Below are 22,027 nucleotides of genomic sequence, written 5' to 3'. Positions count from 1 at the left end.
TCAGTCATGGCGTGGATGCTAGCCTTGCTCGAACCGGGAACAGCGGCTTGAGGCCGTCATCAAAGCAAGCCCGGCACGATGAGGGAAATCGTATGAAATGCGCTGCTCTGGCTCTCCTGGCCGCCGTCGTCCCCTTGTCGGCGCAGGCTCAGGACCAATACCCCTCCAAGGCGATCACCATGATCGTGCCCTTCGCCGCCGGCGGCTCGTCGGATGTGATCGCGCGGCTCGTCGGCGACGAGATGGGTCGCGTGCTCGGCCAGCGCATCGTGATGGAGAACATGGGCGGCGCCGGTGGCGCGACGGCCTTGTCGCGCGCGGCGAAGGCGGAGCCGGACGGCTACACCATCGTGATCGGGAACAGCGGCACCAACGCCGCCTCCTACACGATCTATCCGGACCTGAAATACACCCAGGCGGATTTCGCGCCGGTCGGCCTCGTCGCCAAGACCTCGCCGATGATCGCGCTGAAGCTCGATTTCCCGGCGAAGACGCTGATGGAGTTCGTCGCCTATGCCAAGGCCAATCCGGGCAAGGTCAGCCTCGGCCATGCCGGCGTCGGCTCGTCGAACTATCTGATCTGCCGGAACTTCATCAAGGCCGCGGGCGTCGATGTGGCGCTGGTGAGCTATCGCGGCGCGGGGCCGGCTCTGAACGATCTGATGGGCGGGCAGATCGACGGCGTCTGCGATGCGGCGACCTCGCTGTCGGGGGCCGTCATGGGCGAGAAGGTGAAGGCGCTCGCCGTCGCGACGCCGTCGCGGCTGGCGAGCCTGCCTGATGTGCCGACCGCGGCGGAGGCTGGCCTGCCGGCCTTCCAGGCGCAGGGCTGGAACGCGATCTTCGTGCCGAAGAACACGCCCGAACCGATCATCGCCAAGTTGAACGGGGCGCTGCGGACGGCGCTGGCGAGCGCGAACCTGCAAGGCCGGTTCAAGGAGCTGTCCTCCGTCGTTCCGAGCCCGGACGAGATGACGCCGGCCTTCGTCGCGGCGATGGTGCCCGGTGAGATCGAGAAATACCGCGTGCTGCTCAGCGACAAGTGAGGCCGCAGCAGCTCTGAGGCTGGCCGGCTCGTCCTGCTCGGGCGGCTGGAAATAGCTCTGCCATCGGCCTATCTCTGCCCTTGAGTCGTGCCGATCGCAGAGGAGATGCCAGATGCTGGGCCGAGCCACCTTCTTCCGAGGGGCCCTCGCGGTTGCCGTGCTGACGGCGCTGCCCGCCTTTGGGCAGGCGCAGCAGCGGCAGGTGCCCGAGTCCCGCCAGGAAATCTCGCTTTCCTTCGCCGGGGTGGTGAAGAAGAGTGCCGGGGCCGTCGTCAACGTCTATGGCGCGCGGGTCGAGAAGCAGCCGCGCAATCCCTTCATGGATGATCCGTTCTTCCGCCGCTTTTTCGGCGATCGCGGCTTCGGCGTGCCGCAGGAGCGGGTGCAGCGCTCGCTCGGTTCCGGTGTCGTCGTCGATGCCAGCGGGCTGGTGGTGACCAACAACCACGTCATTGAGGGTATGAGCGAGGTCAAGGTCGCCTTCGCCGACAAGCGTGAGGTCGAGGCGACGATCCTGCTGCGCGATCCGCGCACCGATCTCGCCGTGCTCAAGCTCAAGAGCGCCAAGGATCTGACCGCGATCGAGCTGGCCGATTCCGACAAGGTCGAGATCGGCGACATCGTGCTGGCGATCGGCAATCCCTTCGGCGTCGGGCAGACGGTGACGCAGGGCATCGTCTCGGCTCTGGCGCGCACGCAGATCGGCGTCGGCGACGCGCAATCCTTCATCCAGACCGACGCTGCGATCAATCCCGGCAATTCCGGCGGCGCACTGGTCGATATGCAGGGCCGGGTGATCGGCATCAACACGGCGATCTTCTCGCGCTCCGGCGGTAGCCACGGCATCGGCTTCGCCATCCCCGCCGCGATGGTGCGGGTGGTGATGGAGAGCGCCAAGAGCGGCGCCAAGACGGTTCGCCGGCCCTGGTTCGGCGCGCGCCTCCAGGCGCTGACGGCGGATGTCGCAGACGGGCTCGGGCTCGACCGTCCCGCCGGCTCGGTCGTCGCGGGTATCGTCGAGAAGGGGCCGGCGGCCGAGGGTGGCCTGCGCCGCTCCGACGTGATCCTCGCCGTCGACGGCGTCGCCGTCGATGATCCGGAATCCTTCGGCTACCGCTTCGCGACCAGGCCGCTCGGTGGTTTGGCGTCCCTGACCGTGCTGCGCGGCGGCAAGCGGCTAACCGTCCCGGTCAAGCTGATCCCGGCGCCCGAACTGCGGCCGCGCGAGCCGGTGACGTTGTCGGGCCGCTCGCCGCTGGCCGGGCTGACCGTGATGAACCTGTCGCCGGCCCTGGCCGAGGAACTCGCGATCGACGCCGGCACGGACGGCGTCGTCGTTGCCGAGATCGAGGAGGGCAGCACGGCGGCCCGCGTCGGCTTCCAGAAGGGCGATATCATCCAGGCCCTGAACGGCGAGCGCATGGTCAATTCGCGCGATGTCGAGAACGCGCTGAAGGAGCGCAAGCGGGCCTGGGAGGTCACGATCTCGCGCGGCGGCCAGAGCGTGACCTCGGTCTTTCCGGGGTGAGCGACCTCTTCGCCGCCTCCGGGCTGGACAAATCCGGCCCGCGCCCGCTTGCCGACCGCCTGCGCCCGACGACGCTGGCGGAGGTCGCCGGACAGGAGCACCTGACGGGCCCTGAGGGCGCGCTGACGCGGCTGGTGCAGTCCGGCTCGCTCGGCAGCCTGATCTTCTGGGGTCCGCCCGGCACCGGCAAGACGACGGTGGCGCGGCTGCTGGCGGGGCAGGTCGATCTCGGTTTCGAGCAGATCAGCGCGATCTTCTCCGGCATCGCCGATCTCAAGAAGGTCTTCGAGCAGGCGCGCGGGCGCAGGCTCGGCGGCAAGGGCACGCTGCTCTTCGTCGATGAGATCCATCGCTTCAACCGTGCGCAGCTCGATGCGTTCCTGCCGGTGATGGAGGACGGCACGATCACCCTGGTCGGCGCCACCACAGAGAACCCGTCCTTCGCGCTCAATGCGGCGCTGCTGTCGCGGGCCCGCGTGCTGACCTTCAAGTCGCTCGACGAGGGCTCGCTGCTGTTCCTGCTCGGCCGGGCCGAGCTGCTCGAGAATCGCGAACTGCCGCTGACGCCGGAGGCGAAGGCCGCGCTCGCGCGCTTCGCCGATGGCGATGGCCGCGCCGTGCTGACGCTGGCCGAGGAACTCTGGCGCGCCGCCAAGCCCGGCGAGGTCTTCGACGAGGCGGGTCTGGCCGAGGTGATCCAGCGCCGCGCACCGATCTACGACAAGGCGCAGGATGGCCACTACAACCTGATCTCCGCCCTGCACAAGACGATCCGGGGCTCCGATCCCGATGCGGCGCTCTACTACTTCGCCCGCATGCTCGATGCCGGCGAGGATCCGCGCTTCCTGGCGCGGCGTCTGGTGCGGATGGCGGTCGAGGATATCGGCCTCGCCGACCCGCAGGCGCTGGTGCATGCGCGCGCGGCGGCCGAGACCTATGAGCAGCTCGGCACGCCGGAGGGCGAACTCGCGCTGGCCAACACCGTGATCTACCTCGCGACCGCGCCGAAATCGAACGCCGCCTACATGGCCTACAAGGCGGCGCGCCGCGTCGCATCCGAGCGCGGCTCGCTGATGCCGCCCAAGACGATCCTGAATGCGCCGACCAGGCTGATGAAGCAGGAGGGCTATGGCGCGGACTATGCCTACGACCACGACGCGCCCGACGCCTTCTCGGGTCAGAACTACTGGCCGGACGCACTCGGCCGCCAGCTCTTCTACGATCCGCCGGAGCGCGGCTTCGAGCGCGAAATCAGGAAGCGGCTGGAATATTGGGAGAAGCTGCGGCAGGAGCGCGGTGAGGGCTGAGCGCCGAAGCGGGGTTGATCGATCGCAAGGGCAGGGCGCGGGCGTCGCGCTATCGTGCCGCCGAGCCTGTCTCAGCCATCTCGACCGGAGCGACCATGATCTCTCTCATCGCGCGGCTTCTCCTTATCGTGCCCTCCCTGATCGCGGGCTGGTTCGTGTCGAAGGACGACGTCGCCTATTGGGTCGTCGCCTTTGCGGTCGCGCTCGTCTTCGTCGCCCTGACCATCGTCTTCGAGCTTTATGTCCACCCGCTGCTGAAGCGCGAGCCGTAGCCCCTCGGCGGGGCGGTCCGCTGGCGCTCGCGCATGCTGATTATTCTCGGAAACACAGGGTCGTCCCGGACTTGACCCGGGACCCGTTCCGGAACCTCACCGATCAGAGCTCAGGAATGGATCCCGGGTCTCCCCGCGGTCGCCTGGGATGACCCGCGCTTCTATCAAAACGAAGCAAGCTCTAGAACGTCCGTTCAAAGAACAGCTGGGTGGAGAGCAGGCGCCCGCCGAGCGTCGCCGGGATGGTCCGGTTCTCGAACGCGACCCGCGACCATGCGATCGAGCCCTCGATTCCGGCCTTGAAGCCTTCCACCGGCGTCCAGACGAGGTTGGCGGTCATGCGGTCGATGCGGAGCTTGCCCTTGCTGGCGTCCACGAACGGCACCGTGATCTGGTAGCGGCTGATATAGACGTTGCTCGCCAGCTCGTCGGTCCATTCGCGACGGGCGGCGAGAACGGCCGAGAAGCCGCGCGACGAATCGGCCGCGGTCAGGATCTGTCTCGCGATCGTCGCATCGAGCGTGGAGCCGATATAGGCCGCGGCATCGGTCGCCCCCGCGATCTGGGCGGTGATTTCGCCGGGGCGGCCGAGGACCGTCAGCTCATAGGTCGCGCCGATGATGCCGGCCCGGCCGAGCTTCGGCGGCGAGCCCGGCGCGTCGCGCAGTGCGCCGGCGAGGTGCAGCGTCAGGTCGCCCATGGTGTAGGTCAGGCGCGCCACGCCGTCGGGGACCCGGCCATTGATCACCGGAACCGAGGCGGTCGTCCCCAGCGTTGGGTCCTCGAGCGAGAGCGCCAGGTTCCAGCGGTCGGTGAGATCGCGCTCCCAGGCGATCAGGCCGGCATTGCGATCCGGGAGGCGGGCGCTGAAGGCAAACTCGTCGCCGGTCCAGAAGCTGAAATACGAGGTCGTCAAGCCAAAGGTCATGGTGCCGACGCTGACCGTCGCCTCATCAATCGTCACGGTGTCGGGCTGGCCAGTCGTGGCGGGAGACACCGACATCTCGAAGGCCGTGCCGACACGCAGGCCGGAAGCAAGGTCGTGCGAGGTCGCGATCCGCAGGGAGGCGGTGGTCGGCCAGGAGAAGGCCGGCCGCGGCACGGCGGCGCCGGCCTTGGGAATGCGGTAGCTGTCGAACTGGAGACCGGCGGTGATCGTGCCCGAGATCGCGAGACAGGTCGCTGAGCCCGGCAGGATCAAGCCCGGAACGTCGTCCTCGTCGTCGTCCTCGTCGTCATCGCCATCGTCCCCGTTCTCGTCGTCCGACGCGTCCTCGTCGCCCTTCGCATCGGTCGATGCGCTGGCGTCGCCCGATGGCCAGAGGGGCGCGATGTCCGGCGGCTTGATGAGGCAGCTGCGGGCGAATTGCGGGGCCTTGGCCGGGAGCGGGCGCGGCGAGGCGGCCTCGGCGGCGACGAAACTGGCCGGCGCGACGCCGAGGGCGAGCAGGAGCGCGCGCAGCACGCTTCGCCCCCTCATCGCTCCTTCGGCGGCCTCCTGCATGTCCCTCGGTCGTCCCCCTCGGCCGCTGGGCCGCGACTCTTACCTTACACCTTTCAGTTCGATCGCGGCCCGACAAGGGCCCGAATTCGTTTGTGCGCGCGCGATGCGCTGGCTATTGCAGAGCGATGACCTCCACTGTTCTCGTTTTCCTGGGCGCCGGCATTGGCGGCATGCTGCGGCATGGCGTCAATCTCGTCTCGCCGCGCTGGTTCGGCACCGGCTTTCCCGTCGGCACGATGCTCATCAATATCGTCGGCTCAGGCCTAATGGGGCTGATCGCCGGCTGGCTCGCTTTCAAGACGCAAGGCAACTGGTCGCAGCATGCCAGGCTCTTCCTGGCCACCGGCATTCTCGGCGGCTTCACCACCTTCTCCGCCTTTTCGCTCGATGCCATCATGCTTTGGGAACGGGGCGAGGCCGGGCTCGCCGCGGCTTACGTCTTCGGCTCCGTCATCCTCTCGCTGGCAGCCCTGTGCGCCGGCCTCACACTCGTCCGGAGCCTGTCATGAAAACCGGTGGCAAGGGAGCGGGCGGCAAGGGAACGGACGGTAAGCGAACCGGGGCAGGGTCGCGACAGGGCGGCCGGCCGCCAGCCGGCGCAGCCAAGGACAAGCGCCCGAGCCATGATGCGCGCCGCCCTGCGCGCGCTTCGGCCAGACCACGGCCGGGCCGCGAGGATGGCGAGGTGCGCACCGGGCCGACGCGCAACCCGCCTCCGCACCACCCCGCGCCGCGTGCTGCCGGGCTTCGCAAGCCTGCAGCGCCCGGCAAGCCCGCAGCACCGCGCAAGCCTCCGGTGACGGAGGCGCCGACGCGCGCCGAGGTGAAGGCCGAGACCGCTCAGGTGCTCGCCACCGGCGTGCAGCAGCTCGTGGTCAGCGCGGACGAGCACGAGATGCGGATCGACCGCTTCCTCGAAAACCGTTTCCCGCAGCTTTCCTTCAGCCATATCCAGCGTATCGTCCGGAAGGGCGAGTTGCGCGTCAACGGCAAGCGCGTCGATGCCAAGGACCGGCTCGAAGAGGGCCAGACGGTCCGCATCCCGCCGCTCAAGCTCGAGCCGCAGGAGCAGCGCCCGCGCTCGCTCAAGGCCGATACCGATACGGTCGAGTTCCTGCGCTCGATCACGCTCTATGAAGACGATGACGTCATCGTCCTGAACAAGCCGGCCGGGCTCGCCGTGCAGGGCGGTTCCGGCACGACGCGCCATGTTGACCAGATGCTGGAGGCGCTGACCGACAAGAGCGGGCAGAAGCCGCGCCTCGTGCACCGGCTCGACAAGGACACGGCCGGTTGCCTCGTCATCGCCAAGTCGCGTTTCGCCGCGGCGACGCTGGCCAAGACCTTCCGCTCGCGCTCGGCCCGCAAGGTCTACTGGGCGCTGGTGGCAGGCGTGCCGCGCGTCAAGCAGGGCCGGATCTCGACCTATCTCGCCCGCGAGGAAGCCTATGACGGCGACCAGCGCATGGCGGTCGCCAAGCATGGCGAGGACGGCGCGATGCATGCCGTGACCTATTACGCGATCGTCGAGACCGCGGCGCAGAAGCTCGCCTGGCTCTCGCTGAAGCCGGTCACGGGGCGGACCCACCAGTTGCGCGCGCATGCCGCCCATATCGGCCATCCGATCGTGGGGGATCCCAAATACTTCAACATCCAGAACTGGGAGCTGCCCGGCGGCATCCAGAACAAGCTGCATCTGCTGGCGCGGCGCATCGTGCTGCCGCATCCGCGCGGCAAGGGCACGATCGACGTCAGCGCGCCGCTGCCGCCGCATATGCGCCAGTCCTGGAACCTGCTCGGCTTCGAGGACGAGCGCTACGACCCGATCGTCGACGCGCCGGATGCGTGATGATCGTCATGCTCGGGCCCGACCCGTGCATCTCCTGCAAGAGATTCTTGGGTTTGCGCTTTGCTCCGCCCGAGAATGACGCAAGAGAACGATTGCGGAACAAATTGGATTGTGTTCTAATTTTGTTCCCATCATTCCAACGCAGGTGCTCCGATGATCCGTTTCGCCTCCCTGCTCGTCGGCCTCGTTCTGACGGCTGCCGTTCCAGCCTTCGCCCAGAGCCAGGCTACGCCCGCCACGCGTGGCGCCTCAGCGACATCCGACGAGCCGGTGCCGCGCGCCGAGCGAGCCAAGGCCCGCCAGGACTGCCTGGCCGAGCATGTCGCGCTCTCCGGCGACGATCTCAGGGCCGCGATGCGCGACTGCATCCAGGCGAAGTTCCCAGGCGTGCAACTCTATGCCCGCGACGGCGTAACCCGGGACGGCAAGCCGACGGCGGTGGCGACGCGGGCGGCCTGCAAGGAAGAGGTCGACGGGCGCGGGCTTTCGGGCTCGACGCGCACCGCCGCGCTTGTCGCCTGCTTCAACGCCAAGCGGCCCGATCTCGCCCAGCGTGCCGAATGCCGCAAGGAGGCGCGCGGCAAGGGGCTCGACGGCGAGGATCTGCGCAAGGCCGTCGACGCTTGCGCCCGCGAGGCGCGTTCCTGACGGATGCGGAAGATTGATGAGAGGGGGCCATGACCGACAGGCATTGGATCGCCATGGCGATCCGGGTTAAGCCGCCGTCATGGACCTCATCATCTTCGATCTCGACGGCACGCTGATCAACTCCGAGGCGATCCTGCTCGGTGCACAGGTCGAGACCTTCGCGCGGCATGGCCTCGTGCATCCAGGTCGCGAGGCCGGGCTGGGTGTCGTCGGGCTCACCCTCAACATTGCGTTGATGCGGCTGGCGGGGCTCGCCGAGCCGGACGAGGCGCTGACCGACACCTACAGGGAGGTGTTCGGCGCGATGCGGCGGCAGGCGCAGAGCGATGCGTCGTTCGACGAGCCGCTCTTTCCCGGTGTGCCGGAAACGCTGGCGGCGCTGGCCGCGCATCCGGGGCTCAAGCTCGGCGTCGCGACCGGCAAGTCCCGTCGCGGGGCCGAATACATCATCGAGCGGCATGGCTGGCAGGACCTGTTCGCCACCGTCCAGAGCGCGGATGACGCGCCGTCGAAACCTCATCCCGGCATGATCCTGCGGGCGATGGCCGAGACCGGGGCTGCGCCGGAGCGGACCGCGATGGTGGGCGACAGTTCCTTCGACATCGAGATGGCCGTCGCGGCCGGCGTCGTCCCTGTCGCAGTGTCCTGGGGTTTCCAGCCTGCCGCGAGCCTTGTCGCGCTGGGCGCCCGCCATGTGCTCGACAACTGCGTCGATCTGCCGGGCGTGCTGGGGCTGTTGGACCAGTCTGCAATCGGCGAGCCGGCCTGAGGGCGGGCGTCATCGCCGGGGCTTGGAGCGGCCTTTTCCACGGAACCACGCCGTCATCCCGGACGCAGCCCTCGGGTCCGATCTTCGATCGGCCCAAGGATAAACTCCGCGGAGATCCGGGATCCATCGCAGCGTTCCGGAGCCCTGCGATGGATCCCGGGGCAAGCCCGGGATGACGATGCGGTTCCGAGAGAACACAGCACGGTCCGGGCCAGCCGGCTGCCTTACCAGTAACATCCTCGCAACCACGTCCGATCAGGGCCGTTTAACCTGAACACGCGTTCAGATTTGCACGTTAACCACCTGATGGCGAGCGTCGATCCATGGTGTCCCCACAGCGGGAACGTACCGGCACAAAACAAAGTCGGACAGGGGTCGAACAATGATTGGTCATGAGCTTCGTGAATTCGTCGATCGTGTGATGGATCGTCTCGTCATCGATCATGAAGACGTCAAGTTTCTTCAGCGCGATATTCTGGATGATGCCGTTCTGACGCGCGATGCGGTCGATGTGCTGATCGCGCTCGACCGGGCCGTGCCGGAACGCTGCGAGGCGTTCGGCGAATATCTGGTCCAGCTCGTCGTCGATTTCGCCGTCTGGCAAAACCGGCCGACGGGCGTCATCGATCGCGACAAGGCGCATTGGCTGGTGACGACGCTCTCGGCCGGCGAGGGGCCCACGCGGACCGCGCGCCGCATCGCCTTCGAGATCGTGCGCGAGGCGGAGCGCTGCGACGAGCTGCTGATCGGCTTTGCGCTCGACAAGGGCACCGCCGCGCCGATGCGCTTCAGCCCCGAGCGCGTGCTGCTGGCGAGCTGACGGCTCTGGGCGCGGGCGCGCCCCGCCATCTCGACTTTCGCATCGGTGGACGCCGCGCGCGGCGTCCCATACACCCGAACCCGGATTGATGCGTCAGCCTGGCGCGCCGATCCGGGTTTCGCCATTGGGGCTGTGCGAAAAACCGGTAGCCGGTTTCGTCCGACATGCTCTAACTGAGCTTCAGAGCATGCCGCCGAAAAGCGGGAACCGGTTTTCGGACGACGACATGCTTCAAGGCTTATCGACGGCCGGGGAGGCGCCACGCATGTTCTCGAAGATCCTGATCGCGAACCGCGGCGAGATCGCCTGCCGGGTCATCAAGACGGCGCGGCGCATGGGCATCAAGACCGTCGCGGTCTATTCGGACGCGGATCGGGACGCCCTGCATGTCGAGATGGCCGATGAGGCCATGCATATCGGCCCGCCCGCCGCCGCCCAATCCTATCTGGTGATCGAGAAGATCATCGAGGCCTGCAAGGCGACGGGCGCGCAGGCCGTGCATCCGGGCTATGGCTTCCTCTCCGAGCGCGAGGCCTTCGCCCAGGCACTGAAGGACAACGGCATCGTCTTCATTGGCCCCAATCCGGGCGCGATCGCCGCGATGGGCGACAAGATCGAGTCGAAGAAGGCGGCCGCTGCAGCGAAGGTCTCGACGGTGCCCGGCCATCTCGGCGTGATCGAGAGCCCCGACCATGCGGTGAAGATCGCCGACGAGATCGGCTATCCCGTGATGATCAAGGCCTCCGCCGGCGGTGGCGGCAAGGGCATGCGCATCGCTTACTCGGCGGACGAGGTGGCGGAGGGGTTCGCGCGAGCGAAGTCGGAGGCCGCGTCGTCCTTCGGCGACGACCGCGTCTTCGTCGAGAAGTTCATCGTCGATCCGCGCCATATCGAGATCCAGGTGCTCGGCGACAAGCATGGCAACGTCATCTATCTCGGCGAGCGCGAGTGCTCGATCCAGCGCCGCAACCAGAAGGTCGTCGAGGAGGCGCCGTCGCCGCTGCTCGACGAGGCGACGCGCCGCAAGATGGGCGAGCAGGCCGTCGCGCTGGCCAAGGCCGTGAATTATGATTCCGCCGGAACGGTCGAGTTCGTCGCCGGACAGGACAAGTCGTTTTATTTCCTCGAGATGAACACGCGTCTTCAGGTCGAGCATCCGGTGACCGAGATGGTCACCGGCATCGATCTGGTCGAGCAGATGATCCGCGTCGCCTATGGCGAGAAGCTCGCGCTGTCGCAGGCCGATGTGAAGCTGAACGGCTGGGCGGTGGAGAGCCGCGTCTATGCCGAGGATCCGACGCGCAGCTTCCTGCCCTCGACCGGCCGGCTCGTGACCTATCGCCCGCCGGCGGAAGGGCCGGATGGCGAGGCCACGGTGCGCAATGACACCGGCGTGTATGAGGGCGGCGAGATCTCGATCTATTACGACCCGATGATCGCCAAGCTCGTGACGCATGCGCCGACGCGTGTGGCCGCGATCGAGGCGCAGGCGCGCGCGCTCGATGCCTTCGCCATCGACGGCATCCGCCACAACATCCCCTTCGTCTCGGCGCTGATGCATCATCCGCGCTGGATCTCGGGGAATCTCTCGACCGGCTTCATCGCCGAGGAATTCCCGGAAGGGTTCTCGCTGCCGGCGCCGGAAGGCGAGGTCGCGCTGCGGATGGCTGCGCTCGCGATCGCCTGCGACCATAAGCTCAACCAGCGCAAGCGCCATGTCTCGGCGCAGATGGAAGGCTGGCGCAAGGTTTCCTTCGAGCGCACGCGCATCGTCGTCCTCGGCGGGGAGCGCTTCGAGGGCGAGGTGAGCGAGCAGGGCGAGGCGGTGGTGATCGGCTTCGGTTCCCGCAGCCTGTCGGTCGTCAGCGACTGGCGCCCGGGCGAGCCGGTCTGGCGCGGCACGCTCGACGGCGTCGCGATCGCGGCACAGGTGCGCTCGATCCTGAACGGCGTCGCGCTCGGGCATGCCGGGGCTTATGCCAACGCCCATGTCCACACGCCGCGCGAGGCGGAGCTTGCCGCACTGATGCCGGAGAAGGTCGCGGCCGACACGGGCAAGTTCCTGCTCTGTCCGATGCCCGGCGTGGTCAAGGCGATCTCGGTCAAGCTCGGCCAGGAGGTCAAGGCTGGCGAGGCGCTCTGCATGGTCGAGGCGATGAAGATGGAAAACGTGCTGCGCGCCGAGAAGGATGCGACCATCGCCAAGATCCTGGCGAAGGAGGGCGATTCGCTCGCCGTCGATGCCGTGATCATGGAATTCGCCTGACGTGGGCGCGCAGACGACCGCTCGCGGGTTCGTCATGGTCGGGCTTGTCCCGACCATCCACGTCGTCGCTGATCGAGTGCAGTGTTCAAGACGTGGATGCTCGCCACAAGGGCGAGCATGACGGGATTGCGGAGATTTGCATGCTGACGATCTGGGGGCGGATCAGCTCCATCAATGTCCAGAAGGCGGTCTGGGCGGCGGGCGAGGTCGGCCAGAGCTTCGAGCGCATCGATTGCGGCGGTTCGTTCGGGGGGCTGCGCGAGCCGGTCTTCCTCTCCAAGAATCCGAATGCCCAGATTCCGGTGCTGGAGGATGGCGAGGTCTGCATCTGGGAATCCAACAGCATCGTGCGCTATCTCGCGGCGCGCTATGGATCGGGCTGGATCTGGGAGGAGGATCCGGCCCTGCGCGCCGATGCCGACCGCTGGATGGACTGGATGCAGTCGGAGCTGCAGCCGGCGCTGGCGCCGGTGCTCTGGGGCGTGGTGCGCAAAGTGCCCGAGTACATGGATCCGGAGAAGATCGCGGCCAGCGCCGCCAAGGCCGAGCGGCTGATGGAGATCCTCGACAATCACCTCTCGACGCGCAGCTTTCTTGCCGGCGAGCGCTTCGGTATGGCCGACATCACGGCGGGCTGCGGCGCGCATCGCTGGCTGAACATGCCGGTGGAGAAGACCGAGCGGCCGCATGTGCGGCGCTGGTATGAGACGCTCTTTGCCCGCCCGGCAGCCAAGCCTGCGCTGGCCCTGCCGGTCACCTGACGGTGATCGGGGCGCGTCTTGATCCGGGAGCGCGTGGAGGCAAGATGGCGGCCATGCATCCGTTCCGCCTCACTCTCCTGCTTCTGGTCCTGGGCGCGACGCCGTCCTGGGCGCAGGGCAGCACGACGCTCGCTGCCGACCGGGCGCAGGTCGCCGCCTGCCTGCGCGACAATCGCACCGCCGCTCCCTCCTGCATCGGCGCCATCGCGGTGGCCTGCGTCAGCGCGGCCAGCGCCGACCGTCGCGCCGCCGAGGTCGGTTGCGCCCGGCGCGAGGAGGCGGTCTGGCGCGAGCGGCTGATGCTGGCGATGCAGCAGAGCGGGCGCTCGCTCGATGCCGGGCAGCGCAGCCGGCTCGCGGCGCTGCATCTGGCCTGGGAGGGGTTCATCGCGCAGAAATGCGCCTTCTATGGCGCGACCCAGCGCGAGGGCTGGCAACTCGGCCGGCAGGCCGGCTGCGAACTGCGCGAGGTCGCCACGCGCGCGCTCGAACTCGAACGCACGGCGACGCCGCAGGTGCCGGCGCGCCGACCGTCGCAGCCGCCGCAGATCATCCGCTAGGCCAGGCTGTTAGCGAGCTGTCAGCTTTCCCGGGCTAGAAGCGGCTGAACCCTGCGCTCCGGAAACAGCCCATGTTCTTTGCCCTGTCCAAGCTGGTCTGGTTCGTGATGTCGCCGGTGAACCTGGCGATCCTGCTGGCCGCTTTCGCGGCGCTGCTGTCCTTCACGCGCTTTGCCCGCCCGGCTCGTTGGCTCGGTGCTGCGGCATTGCTGGCGCTGGTGCTGATGGCCTTCAGCCCGCTGCCGCGCATTGTGCTGCGCCCGCTGGAGGATCGCTTCCCGCAGCAGGACGCGGCGAAGGGGCCGGTCACCGGGATCATCGTGCTCGGTGGTCCCATCGGTGTCGCGCGGAACGACGTGGTGCTGCTTTCGGCCGGGGCGCGCATGACGAAGGCCGTCGAGCTCGCGCGGCTGCATCCGCAGGCGAAGGTGGTCTTTACCGGCGGCGCCGCCAATCTCGTGTCGCCGGTGACCGATACCGAAGCGGATGGGGCGCGGTTGATGTTCCTCGGGCTCGGCCTGCCTCCGGAACGGCTGCTGTTCGAGGACAAGTCTCGCAACACGCTGGAGAACGCCGTCTTCACGCGCCGGCTGGTCGATCCCAAGCCCGGCGAGCGCTGGCTGCTGGTGACCTCGGCCTGGCACATGCCGCGCTCGATGGGGGTTTTCCGAAAGGCCGGCTTTGCGGTCGAAGCGTTTCCCGTCGACTATCTCTCAGACGGCGAGCCGGAGGATTTCATCCGGCCCTACATGCGGGCGCCGCGCGGCCTCACCATCGCGGACGATGCCTTCAAGGAATGGGTCGGGCTGCTGGCCTATTGGCTGGCAGGCTATACCGACAGTCTGTTCCCTGGGCCGTGACGGGCCGCGACTATTCGCTTTTCGGCAGCCTCAGCCGGTAAACGCCGCGGAAATCGTTGGGATCGACGGGCCGCCCCTTGCGGGTGATGACAATCCGGCCCTCCTGCATCAGCCGGACCGCGACGCGGCGGATCGGCTGCATCAGCGGCCCCCAGCCATCGGGATGGTCGCCGCCAAGGGCCCGCGCAACATCGGTCGGGCCGATCGTGCGGTCGTCGCCGCGTTCGCCCGCGAGCTTCAGGATCGTGGCCTCGAAATCACTGTCGTCGGGGATGCTCACATTGCACCGGGATAGCGGAAGACGCGGGCGGCGTCGGAGGCGAATTGCCGCCGGTACATCGCGACCAGAACGGCGCCGGTGAACAGGATGAAGGTCGTCGGTCCAAGGAACCAGCCCATATAGGCGAGTGCAAAAAAGAAGGCGCGCTGGCCGCGGTTGAAGTGGCGCCCGCCGGCGATGTTCATCTCGGTCGCCTCATGGACGGCGCGCTCGGCGTCCTTAGGGTCGTGGTTCTTGGCCGGGGGCAGGGAGCCGAGCAGGATGACGCAGTAGTTGAACAGACGGTAGCTCCAGGCGAACTTGAAGAAGGCGTAGCCGAAGATCAGCGCGAGCCCGATGACCTTGAGCTCCCAGGCGGCGCGGGTCGGCGCGGTGCCGAAGGGCAGGTCGGAGAACAGCGCGACGACGCGGTCGGTCGATTGCAGCAGCGTCAGTGTGCCGCCGATGGCGATCAGCGAGGTCGAGGCGAAGAAGGCGGTGCCGTTCTGCAGGCCGTTCATGATCTGCGTGTCGACGATGCGGTTGTCCCGGCTCATCGATTCGCGGATCCAGCGGGCGCGGCGCAGGTTCATCCGCATGTTCAGGCTCTTGCCGGCGTGCGGGCCCAGTTCGACGGCGAAATGGTAGCCGATCCACGAGGCCGCGAAGAACGCCGCGCCGATGATGTCGAGGGTTTCGAATCCGATCATGCCCATCCCCTGCCGGCAGCTTGCGTCTTCCATGGGTGGTTGCCAAGGCTTGATCCGGATTGACCTGCTTCGCCTGAGCCGACAAGGGTGTCGCTCATGAAAGCGGTGCATCGACCGCGCCCGGAACGGTTCGAGCTGCCGCCTTGTCCCATATCCTGATCGTCCTGGCCGTCGTCGCCTTCCTGTTCCGCAAGCCTCTGGGCCGGCTTCTCGCACGGCAATTCCCCGACAGGGCCAAGCGTCAGCAGGTTCTCGGAACGATCATCGCAGGCTTCCTGCTGGTCATCGCGATCAGGCTGCTGGCGCTGCTCTGGTAAGGGCCGCAAGCGCTCATTCTCTCGACGTCATTCCGGACAAGCCGCTTCAGAGGGTAGGCGCTCCACAATGGATTCCGGAGTTCCGCTGCGCTCCATCCGGAATGACGGCGCGCACGCTTCTGTTGCCGCGAAACCTCATACCGGCCCCGTCGCGCCCCGCCGGCTTGCCAGCGCGCTGATCCTGCGGCATTCTGACCCCATCGCTCACACAAGACAGGGAGGGCTGAATGGAATTCATCATCAAGTTCAGCTCCCCGCGCAAATTCGCCTCGCCGCGCAATTTCTGCGTGCCGCGAATGTCCCGCCGCTAGGTCGGACGCGCCCGTGGCCCGCCTGAGGCGGTGCCAGAGCTTTCTCCATCGTTCTTTCGTCCTTCGCTGAAGACCGGCGCGCGTCGCCGTCTCCAGCCTGCTCCGGAGTCGGCTCCCCTGCGGGCCGAAGTCACACATGTCCCGTCCCGATCGCACCGGGCGGCCCGAACCTTTCCGGGCCGTTCTCGGCTTCACTTTCCGTCACTGGGTCCGCCAGCCTGGATCCGTCGGCCTCGTTGGCGGCGCGATGATGGCGGCGACCGTCGCCGACCTGTTCATGCCCGTCTATGCCGGCCGTCTCGTCGATGCGGTGGCAGGCGAGGGCGCATCCGCCCTCGATGCCGCGCTCTGGTCGCTCGCCGCGATGCTGGCGCTCGGCGCCTGCGGCGTGGCCTTCCGCCATCTCGGCTTCATCGGCATCACCGGCATGACGCTGCGCACGATGGGCGACACGGCCAGCGAAGCCTTCGCGCGGCTGCAGCGCTTCTCGACCGACTGGCACGCCAACAACTTCGCCGGCTCGACCGTGCGCAAGATCACGCGTGGCATGTGGGCGCTCGACCTGCTGACCGACACGATCCTGATCGCGCTGCTGCCGTCAGTCGTCGTGCTGATCGGCTCGACGGTGCTGCTCGCCTGGCATTGGCCGGCGATGGGGCTCGTCGTGCTGGCCGGCGCGCTGATCTATGTCGGCGTCACCGTCGCGCTGTCGCTGAACTATGTCGCGCCGGCGGCCCGGCTCGCCAATAGCTGGGATACCCGCCTCGGCGGGGCGCTGGCCGATGCGATCTCCTGCAATCCGGTGGTGAAGGCTTATGGCGCGGAACTCCGCGAGGATGCCCGCACCGCCGGCGTGCTGGCGAAATGGTCGCTGCGGACGCGGCGTACCTGGGTGCGCGGGACGACTTCGGGCACGGCACAGCAAATCGTGCTGCTGGGCTTGCGAGCTGCCGTCATCGGGCTGGTGATCTGGCTCTGGGCCAATGGGCGGGCGACACCAGGCGATGTCGCCTTCGTGCTGACGAGCTATGCGGTGGTGCATGGCTATCTGCGCGATGTCGGGCAGCATGTGCACAACCTCCAGCGTTCGGTGAACGACATGGAGGAGTTGGTCGCGATGCATGACCAGCCCTATGGCGTGTCGGATTGCAAGGGCGCCACCGCCATGGCGGTAACGGCCGGCGAGATCGCCTTCGAGGATGTGACCTTCCATTATGGCGGGCATGCCGAGCCGCTCTATCGCGACTTCTCGCTGACGGTCCGTGCCGGCGAGAAGGTGGGGCTCGTCGGGCGCTCCGGCTCCGGCAAGACGACCTTCGTCAAGCTGGTGCAGCGGCTCTACGACGTCACCTCGGGGCGCATCGCGATCGATGGGCAGGACATCTCGGCGGTGACGCAGGCGTCCTTACGCCAGCAGATCGCGATCGTGCAGCAGGAGCCGGTGCTGTTCCACCGCTCGCTGGCGGAGAACATCGCCTATGGCCGGCCCGGCGCCTCGCTCGCCCAGATCGAGCAGGCGGCGCGGCTCGCCAACGCGCACGAGTTCATCATGCGTCTGCCGAAGGGCTACGCCACGCTGGTCGGCGAGCGCGGCGTCAAGCTGTCGGGCGGCGAGCGCCAGCGCGTCGCGATCGCGCGCGCCTTCCTGGCCGACGCACCGATCCTGATCCTGGACGAGGCGACCTCGAGTCTCGATTCGGAATCGGAAGCGCTGATCCAGGAGGCGATGGAGCGGCTGATGGAAGGCCGCACCACCATCGTCATCGCGCACCGGCTCTCGACGGTGCGGGCCATGGACCGCATCCTGGTCTTCGACCGGGGGCGGGTGGTGGAAGAGGGGCCGCACGAGGCGCTGCTCCAGCGCGAGAACGGCGCCTATCGGGCGCTGTTCGAGAAGCAGGTCAGCGAGCTGGCCAAGGGACTGGCGTTGTAGGAAAGCGCGCGGGGAACCCCTCTCCCGGATGGGAGAGGGGCAGGGGTGAGGGATTGCCGTTGGTTGCTACGGGCGCGACGGACCCGTTGCGCTTCAAGATGCAACGGCAGGCCCTCATCCGGCGCTCCGCGCCACCTTCTCCCATCCGGGAGAAGGAAGAAGCCGGCTCACTTCGGCGCGAGCGCTCTCGGCCTGACGCCTTTGACCGGACCTGGCGGCAGGTCGCCGGCACCCTGATTCAGCGACTTCACATCAAGATTCGACTTGTTCAGAAAACGATTCAAGCCGGCTACATAACTCTCTGGCAGGGACCAGTGTTTTGCGCTGGCGATGACCGTCTCCATATAGCCCGGCTTCGGCCTGCCCACCTCGCCGGAGCGGCCGATATAGACCAGCGCGCGTTTGGCACCGCCGGTCACGATCACCGGCTGGCTGATCTTGACGTAGAGCCCGCTGGCCAGCTCCTCGAACTTGTCGAGCGTGCGGATATCGCCGAGCGAACAGTCCCAGAGCACGCCATGGACCTCCTCGCGCGGGTCGCGGATCACCGAGGCATAGCCGTCGCGGGTAACGATGAAGCGGTGGCGCGGCAGGCGGGCCAGGCCGAGCGCGCGCGAGTTCGGGCAGCGCTGCGCCATCCCGGCGGGGTCCATGTTGAGGCCGTAGGCGAAGTAGAGGGGCATGGCGATCGCTTCGTCAGAAAGGCGCTGGAAGAACCCCTCTCCCGAATGGGAGAGGGGCAGGGGTGAGGGACCGCCGCTGATTGCTCAGACGCGACGGAGCCGTTGCAATTCACGCGGGGACGGCAGGCCCTCATCCGGCCCTCCGGGCCACCTTCTCCCATCCGGGAGAAGGGAAAAGGGCGTCGGATCCATCCGTCTACTTCGTCTTCTCGAACAATTCCCGCCCGATCAGCATCCGCCTGATCTCGCTCGTTCCCGCGCCGATCTCGTAGAGCTTGGCGTCGCGCAGCAGGCGACCTGTCGGGTAGTCGTTGATGTAGCCGTTGCCGCCGAGGAGCTGGATCGCGTCGAGGGCGATCTGCGTCGCCTTCTCGGCCGAGATCAGGATCGCGCCGGCGGCATCCTCCCGGGTGGTCTCGCCGCGGTCGCAGGCCTTGGCGACGGCATACACATAGGCCTTGCAGGCGTTCATCATCACATACATGTCGGCGAGCTTGCCCTGGACGAGCTGGAACTGGCCGATCGACTGGCCGAACTGCTTGCGCTCATGGACATAGGGCATGACCACGTCCATCGCGGCCTGCATGATGCCGAGCGGACCGGCCGAGAGCACGACGCGCTCATAGTCGAGCCCCGACATCAGCACGTTGACGCCGCGCCCGACCGCACCCAGCACGTTCTCCTCCGGGACCTCGCACTCCTCGAAGACGAGTTCGCAGGTGTCGGAGCCGCGCATGCCGAGCTTGTCGAGCTTCTGGGCGGTGGAGAAGCCCTTCATGCCCTTCTCGATCAGGAAGGCGGTGATGCCCTTCGAGCCGGCGGCCGGGTCGGTCTTTGCGTAGACCACCAGCGTCTCGGCGATCGGCCCGTTGGTGATCCACATCTTGTTGCCGGTGATGACGTAGCGGTCGCCCTTCTTCTCGGCCCGGGTCTTCATCGAGACTACGTCGGAGCCGGCGCCGGGTTCGGACATGGCGAGAGAGCCGACATGCTCGCCCGAGATCAGCTTGGGCAGGTATTTTGCCTTCTGGGCGGCGCTGCCGTTGCGGGCGATCTGGTTGATGCAGAGATTGGAATGGGCGCCGTAGGACAGGCCGACCGAGGCGGAGGCTCTGGAGACCTCCTCGATGGCCACGACATGCTCGAGATAGCCGAGCCCCGCGCCGCCATCCTCCTCCTTCACCGTGATGCCGTGCAGGCCCAGCGCGCCCATCTGCGGCCAGAGATCGCGCGGGAACTGGTTGGTCTTGTCGATCTCCTCGGCGCGCGGCGCGATCTTCTCCCGTGCAAAGGCGTGGACCGTGTCGCGGATCGCGTCGGCGGTCTCGCCGAGGTCGAAATTGAAGGGGCGGGGTGCGTTGGCGAGCATGGTGGACCTCCCGATGTGCCGGCGCGGCGGGGCGCGGCGTTTGCCCGGGTTATAGCGCGGAACGGCGCGAAGTCAGTGCGCGGGAGCGCGGAAGCCGGGTTGGCGGGTATGGGGTGACGGTGACGCTTATTTGCCGATCACGCCCCGGCGTCTGAGCATCACCAGCGTCAGAAGCGCCGCGCAGACGCAGGCGAGGGCGACGAAGAAGGCGCCGAGATCATGCTCCATCCAGGGCAGGCCCTTCACATTGATGCCGAAGAGACCGGTGATGAAGGTCGCGGGCATGAACAGCGCGGTCAGGATGGACAGCGCATAGAGCTGGCGATTGGTCTGGTTGGCGGTGCGGGCCGCCATCTCGTCCTGCAGCAGCCGGGCGCGGTCCTGCACCGACTGGACGTCGGCATGCGGGCCCTCGATCCTTTGCAGCAGGCGGCTTGTGCAAGCCCGCATCGCGTCGGGCGCGCCACGTCCGGAGTTGCTGTCGGCGAAGCGGCGAAAGAGCAGATGCAGCCCCGCGAGTTGCCGATGCAGGCGCACAGCCGTTCGCCTGATCGCGCCGATCTGGCTCGGCGCGTCCTCGAAGCTGTCGGACAGGACGAGATCCTCGACGCTGTCAGTCAGGTCCATCAGCTGCACGACCGCGTCGGTTACGTCGTCGATGATGAACTCGACCAGGAGTTCAAAGAGATCGGCGGTGCTGGCGACGGCTTCGCCCCGGTCCAGCGTCTCGGCGACGAGCCGCGTCGAGCGCATCGCCTCGCGCCGGCCGGTGATGACGAAGCGCTCGCCCACGATCCAGTAGAGCGCGCCCACCTCGCCGGAGTTGCGATCGACGTCCCGGATCAGGTCATGTGAGACGCCCCAGACCAGCCCGGCGGAGTGATCGAGCCGCTGATGCGAGTCCGTCGAGAGAAATACCTCTTCCGCCGTGGGAGACAGGAGCCGGGACTGTTCGCCGATCCAGCTCTTGGCGCGGTTGTGGACGAGGTCGAGATGCAGCCAGACGAAGCCCTGTTGCGGCGGCAGGACGGGGATCTCGTCACGCGGGATGAGGCTGGGCTGCCCGTCGGCGCCAAAGCGATAGGCCCAGACGATGCCGGTCTTCGACTGCTCGTCGGCCCGGATGGCAAAGGCTTGAGTCATGCGCTGGCGACCGGTCGGGACAAGGACGGCCGCGAGCCCTGCGCGCGCTGCGTGAAGGTTTTATGACACCGCTGGTTCCCGGCGCCTCAATCGTTGGCCTGCACCGTGCGGGAGGGGACACGCCCCGGCGGCCGAGGCCCGTCGCTGCTGCTGTTTGCAAGGCGGGCGGGAGGCGTCGGCAGCGTCCGCGGGCCCGCGACCTGCACCCTCGGCTCGCCGCCGCGCCATTTGCGCGCGCCGATGTCGAAGCGGCCCTCGCGCCAGGCGGCGAACTCGCGCTCGCTGCCGAAGAAGGCGTTGCGGTCGACGTCGCCGGTGATGCCGGGCACCCGGCCGGTCGTGGTGAACTGCCAGAACTCCCACTTCTCGCGATTGTAGCGATGGCGCAGCGGGGCTGCGGTCGAGCGCAGCCAGTAGGGATAGTCATTGAAGGCGCCCTCGAGGATGTCCTCGTGGAAATTGATGTCGGTGTAGATGATCGGCTTCTTGCCGGTGTGCTCGTGCAGCGCCGCGAGCATGATCCGCATCTTCTCCAGCGCATCCTCGCGCGAGACCTTGCGGGTGCATTGGGAATCATTCTGCCATTCGACGTCGAGCACCGGCGGCAGCGCATCGGGATCGCGCGGGATGTGGCGCTTCATCCAGCGCACCTGGTCCTTTGCCGGGCGGCACCACCAGACGAAGTGATAGGCGCCGCGCGCGACGCCGTGCTTCTTCGCGCCGGCCCAGTTCTGGCGGAAGTTCGGATCGAGATGGTCGCCGCCTTCCGTCGCCTTGATGAAGGCGAAGCGCGTGCCCGCATCCTTGACCTTCGCCCAGTCGATTTCGCCCTGCCAGCGCGAGACGTCGATACCCTGGATCGCCTGGCGGCGGGCGTCGCGGACGCCGTGATGGGGGGAGGAGTCGCTCTTCTTGGGGTAGAGCGCAGCGGCCGGACCGGCCAGGGCGATCAGCAGGCCGCCGAGGCCAAGGGCGTGAAGTATCGCCCGCTCCATAATCCGCGCTCGCACCGGCATCTCCTCATCCGCGTCGCCTTCCGTGATGCGGAGGTCGTGGTTAAGAGCCGGTTAGGTTTCGGAAAAATGCCGCGCGCTTGTTTCAGCCTTGGTTAA

Annotated in this window: 22 protein-coding genes; 15 read left to right on the top strand and 7 right to left on the bottom strand. The window is 67.5% G+C overall.

Going from position 1 to position 22,027, the window contains the following annotated elements:
* Positions 1–92: 92 nt before the first annotated feature.
* The 4 genes from AC1RMY_RS17245 to AC1RMY_RS17230 all read left to right on the top strand — a co-directional run bounded on the left by AC1RMY_RS17245 (position 93) and on the right by AC1RMY_RS17230 (position 4,153).
* On the top strand, positions 93–1,046 hold the full coding sequence (locus tag AC1RMY_RS17245) for a tripartite tricarboxylate transporter substrate-binding protein (RefSeq protein WP_492866557.1): 954 nt from the start codon (positions 93–95) through the stop codon (positions 1,044–1,046).
* A 112-nt stretch (positions 1,047–1,158) separates the two neighbouring features.
* Positions 1,159–2,574, top strand: a complete 1,416-nt coding sequence (locus AC1RMY_RS17240) for a DegQ family serine endoprotease (RefSeq protein WP_492866555.1) — start codon at positions 1,159–1,161, stop codon at positions 2,572–2,574.
* The gene (locus AC1RMY_RS17235) at positions 2,571–3,881 is read left to right on the top strand and encodes a replication-associated recombination protein A (RefSeq protein ID WP_492866553.1); all 1,311 of its coding nucleotides are present in this window, start codon (positions 2,571–2,573) and stop codon (positions 3,879–3,881) included. Before AC1RMY_RS17240 ends, AC1RMY_RS17235 begins: the two co-directional genes overlap by 4 nt.
* 95 nt (positions 3,882–3,976) lie before the next feature.
* Positions 3,977–4,153 (top strand): hypothetical protein, encoded by a 177-nt coding sequence (locus tag AC1RMY_RS17230; RefSeq protein ID WP_492866551.1) that lies wholly within the window; start codon positions 3,977–3,979, stop codon positions 4,151–4,153.
* A 181-nt stretch (positions 4,154–4,334) separates the two neighbouring features.
* Here the strand turns inward: AC1RMY_RS17230 and AC1RMY_RS17225 are convergent, their stop codons facing one another.
* Entirely contained in the window at positions 4,335–5,618 is a 1,284-nt protein-coding gene (locus AC1RMY_RS17225) for a porin family protein (RefSeq protein ID WP_492866549.1), read from the bottom strand.
* 164 nt (positions 5,619–5,782) lie between these two features.
* Between AC1RMY_RS17225 and crcB the strand changes: the two genes are divergently transcribed.
* The 9 genes from crcB (at position 5,783) to AC1RMY_RS17180 (ending at position 14,190) form a co-directional block, all read left to right on the top strand.
* Positions 5,783–6,166 (top strand): fluoride efflux transporter CrcB, encoded by a 384-nt coding sequence (gene crcB / locus AC1RMY_RS17220; RefSeq protein WP_492866547.1) that lies wholly within the window; start codon positions 5,783–5,785, stop codon positions 6,164–6,166.
* Positions 6,163–7,506, top strand: a complete 1,344-nt coding sequence (locus AC1RMY_RS17215; protein ID WP_492866545.1) for an RluA family pseudouridine synthase — start codon at positions 6,163–6,165, stop codon at positions 7,504–7,506. The genes crcB and AC1RMY_RS17215 overlap by 4 nt, the downstream gene beginning before the upstream one ends.
* Before the next feature lie 153 nt (positions 7,507–7,659).
* Entirely contained in the window at positions 7,660–8,154 is a 495-nt protein-coding gene (locus AC1RMY_RS17210) for a hypothetical protein (protein ID WP_492866543.1), read from the top strand.
* Between the two features lie 79 nt (positions 8,155–8,233).
* Positions 8,234–8,923 carry an HAD-IA family hydrolase gene (locus AC1RMY_RS17205; protein ID WP_492866541.1) on the top strand — a complete coding sequence of 230 codons (690 nt, stop codon included), beginning with the start codon at positions 8,234–8,236 and terminating at the stop codon, positions 8,921–8,923.
* 421 nt (positions 8,924–9,344) lie between these two features.
* On the top strand, positions 9,345–9,743 hold the full coding sequence (locus AC1RMY_RS17200) for a hypothetical protein (protein WP_492866539.1): 399 nt from the start codon (positions 9,345–9,347) through the stop codon (positions 9,741–9,743).
* Between the two features lie 265 nt (positions 9,744–10,008).
* Positions 10,009–12,009, top strand: a complete 2,001-nt coding sequence (locus AC1RMY_RS17195; RefSeq protein ID WP_492866537.1) for an acetyl-CoA carboxylase biotin carboxylase subunit — start codon at positions 10,009–10,011, stop codon at positions 12,007–12,009.
* 140 nt (positions 12,010–12,149) lie between these two features.
* Positions 12,150–12,770: a glutathione S-transferase family protein gene (locus tag AC1RMY_RS17190; RefSeq protein ID WP_492866535.1), complete on the top strand. Its 621-nt coding sequence runs from the start codon at positions 12,150–12,152 to the stop codon at positions 12,768–12,770.
* A gap of 44 nt (positions 12,771–12,814) precedes the next feature.
* Positions 12,815–13,330 (top strand): hypothetical protein, encoded by a 516-nt coding sequence (locus tag AC1RMY_RS17185; RefSeq protein ID WP_492866533.1) that lies wholly within the window; start codon positions 12,815–12,817, stop codon positions 13,328–13,330.
* Between the two features lie 71 nt (positions 13,331–13,401).
* On the top strand, positions 13,402–14,190 hold the full coding sequence (locus tag AC1RMY_RS17180) for a YdcF family protein (RefSeq protein ID WP_492866531.1): 789 nt from the start codon (positions 13,402–13,404) through the stop codon (positions 14,188–14,190).
* 10 nt (positions 14,191–14,200) lie between these two features.
* On the opposite strand, the gene AC1RMY_RS17175 is transcribed toward AC1RMY_RS17180, so the two are convergent.
* A complete protein-coding gene (locus AC1RMY_RS17175) occupies positions 14,201–14,470 on the bottom strand; it encodes a DUF3253 domain-containing protein (protein WP_492866529.1) in 270 nt (89 codons plus the stop codon).
* Positions 14,467–15,159 carry a DUF599 domain-containing protein gene (locus tag AC1RMY_RS17170; RefSeq protein ID WP_492866527.1) on the bottom strand — a complete coding sequence of 231 codons (693 nt, stop codon included), beginning with the start codon at positions 15,157–15,159 and terminating at the stop codon, positions 14,467–14,469. Before AC1RMY_RS17170 ends, AC1RMY_RS17175 begins: the two co-directional genes overlap by 4 nt.
* A 143-nt stretch (positions 15,160–15,302) precedes the next feature.
* Between AC1RMY_RS17170 and AC1RMY_RS17165 the strand changes: the two genes are divergently transcribed.
* Both AC1RMY_RS17165 and AC1RMY_RS17160 read left to right on the top strand, forming a co-directional pair.
* Positions 15,303–15,476, top strand: coding sequence for a hypothetical protein (locus AC1RMY_RS17165; protein ID WP_492866525.1), 174 nt, complete (start codon positions 15,303–15,305; stop codon positions 15,474–15,476).
* A gap of 447 nt (positions 15,477–15,923) precedes the next feature.
* Complete coding sequence (locus tag AC1RMY_RS17160) at positions 15,924–17,720, top strand: ABC transporter ATP-binding protein (RefSeq protein WP_492866523.1); 1,797 nt, start codon at positions 15,924–15,926, stop codon at positions 17,718–17,720.
* A 167-nt stretch (positions 17,721–17,887) separates the two neighbouring features.
* Here the strand turns inward: AC1RMY_RS17160 and AC1RMY_RS17155 are convergent, their stop codons facing one another.
* The 4 genes from AC1RMY_RS17155 to AC1RMY_RS17140 all read right to left on the bottom strand — a co-directional run bounded on the left by AC1RMY_RS17155 (position 17,888) and on the right by AC1RMY_RS17140 (position 21,925).
* Positions 17,888–18,403, bottom strand: coding sequence for a gamma-glutamylcyclotransferase family protein (locus AC1RMY_RS17155; protein WP_492866521.1), 516 nt, complete (start codon positions 18,401–18,403; stop codon positions 17,888–17,890).
* A 196-nt stretch (positions 18,404–18,599) separates the two neighbouring features.
* Positions 18,600–19,772, bottom strand: coding sequence for an isovaleryl-CoA dehydrogenase (locus AC1RMY_RS17150; protein ID WP_492866519.1), 1,173 nt, complete (start codon positions 19,770–19,772; stop codon positions 18,600–18,602).
* A gap of 126 nt (positions 19,773–19,898) precedes the next feature.
* A complete protein-coding gene (locus AC1RMY_RS17145) occupies positions 19,899–20,915 on the bottom strand; it encodes a CorA family divalent cation transporter (protein WP_492866517.1) in 1,017 nt (338 codons plus the stop codon).
* Positions 20,916–21,001: 86 nt separating this feature from the next.
* On the bottom strand, positions 21,002–21,925 hold the full coding sequence (locus AC1RMY_RS17140) for a glycoside hydrolase family 25 protein (RefSeq protein WP_492866515.1): 924 nt from the start codon (positions 21,923–21,925) through the stop codon (positions 21,002–21,004).
* Positions 21,926–22,027 lie beyond the last annotated feature (102 nt).

The sequence above is a fragment of the Allobosea sp. GW822-FHT03F07 genome, from assembly GCF_058801345.1.
The sequence above is the reverse complement of the archived record's forward strand: the minus strand, read 5'-3'. Positions and strand labels throughout refer to the sequence as shown.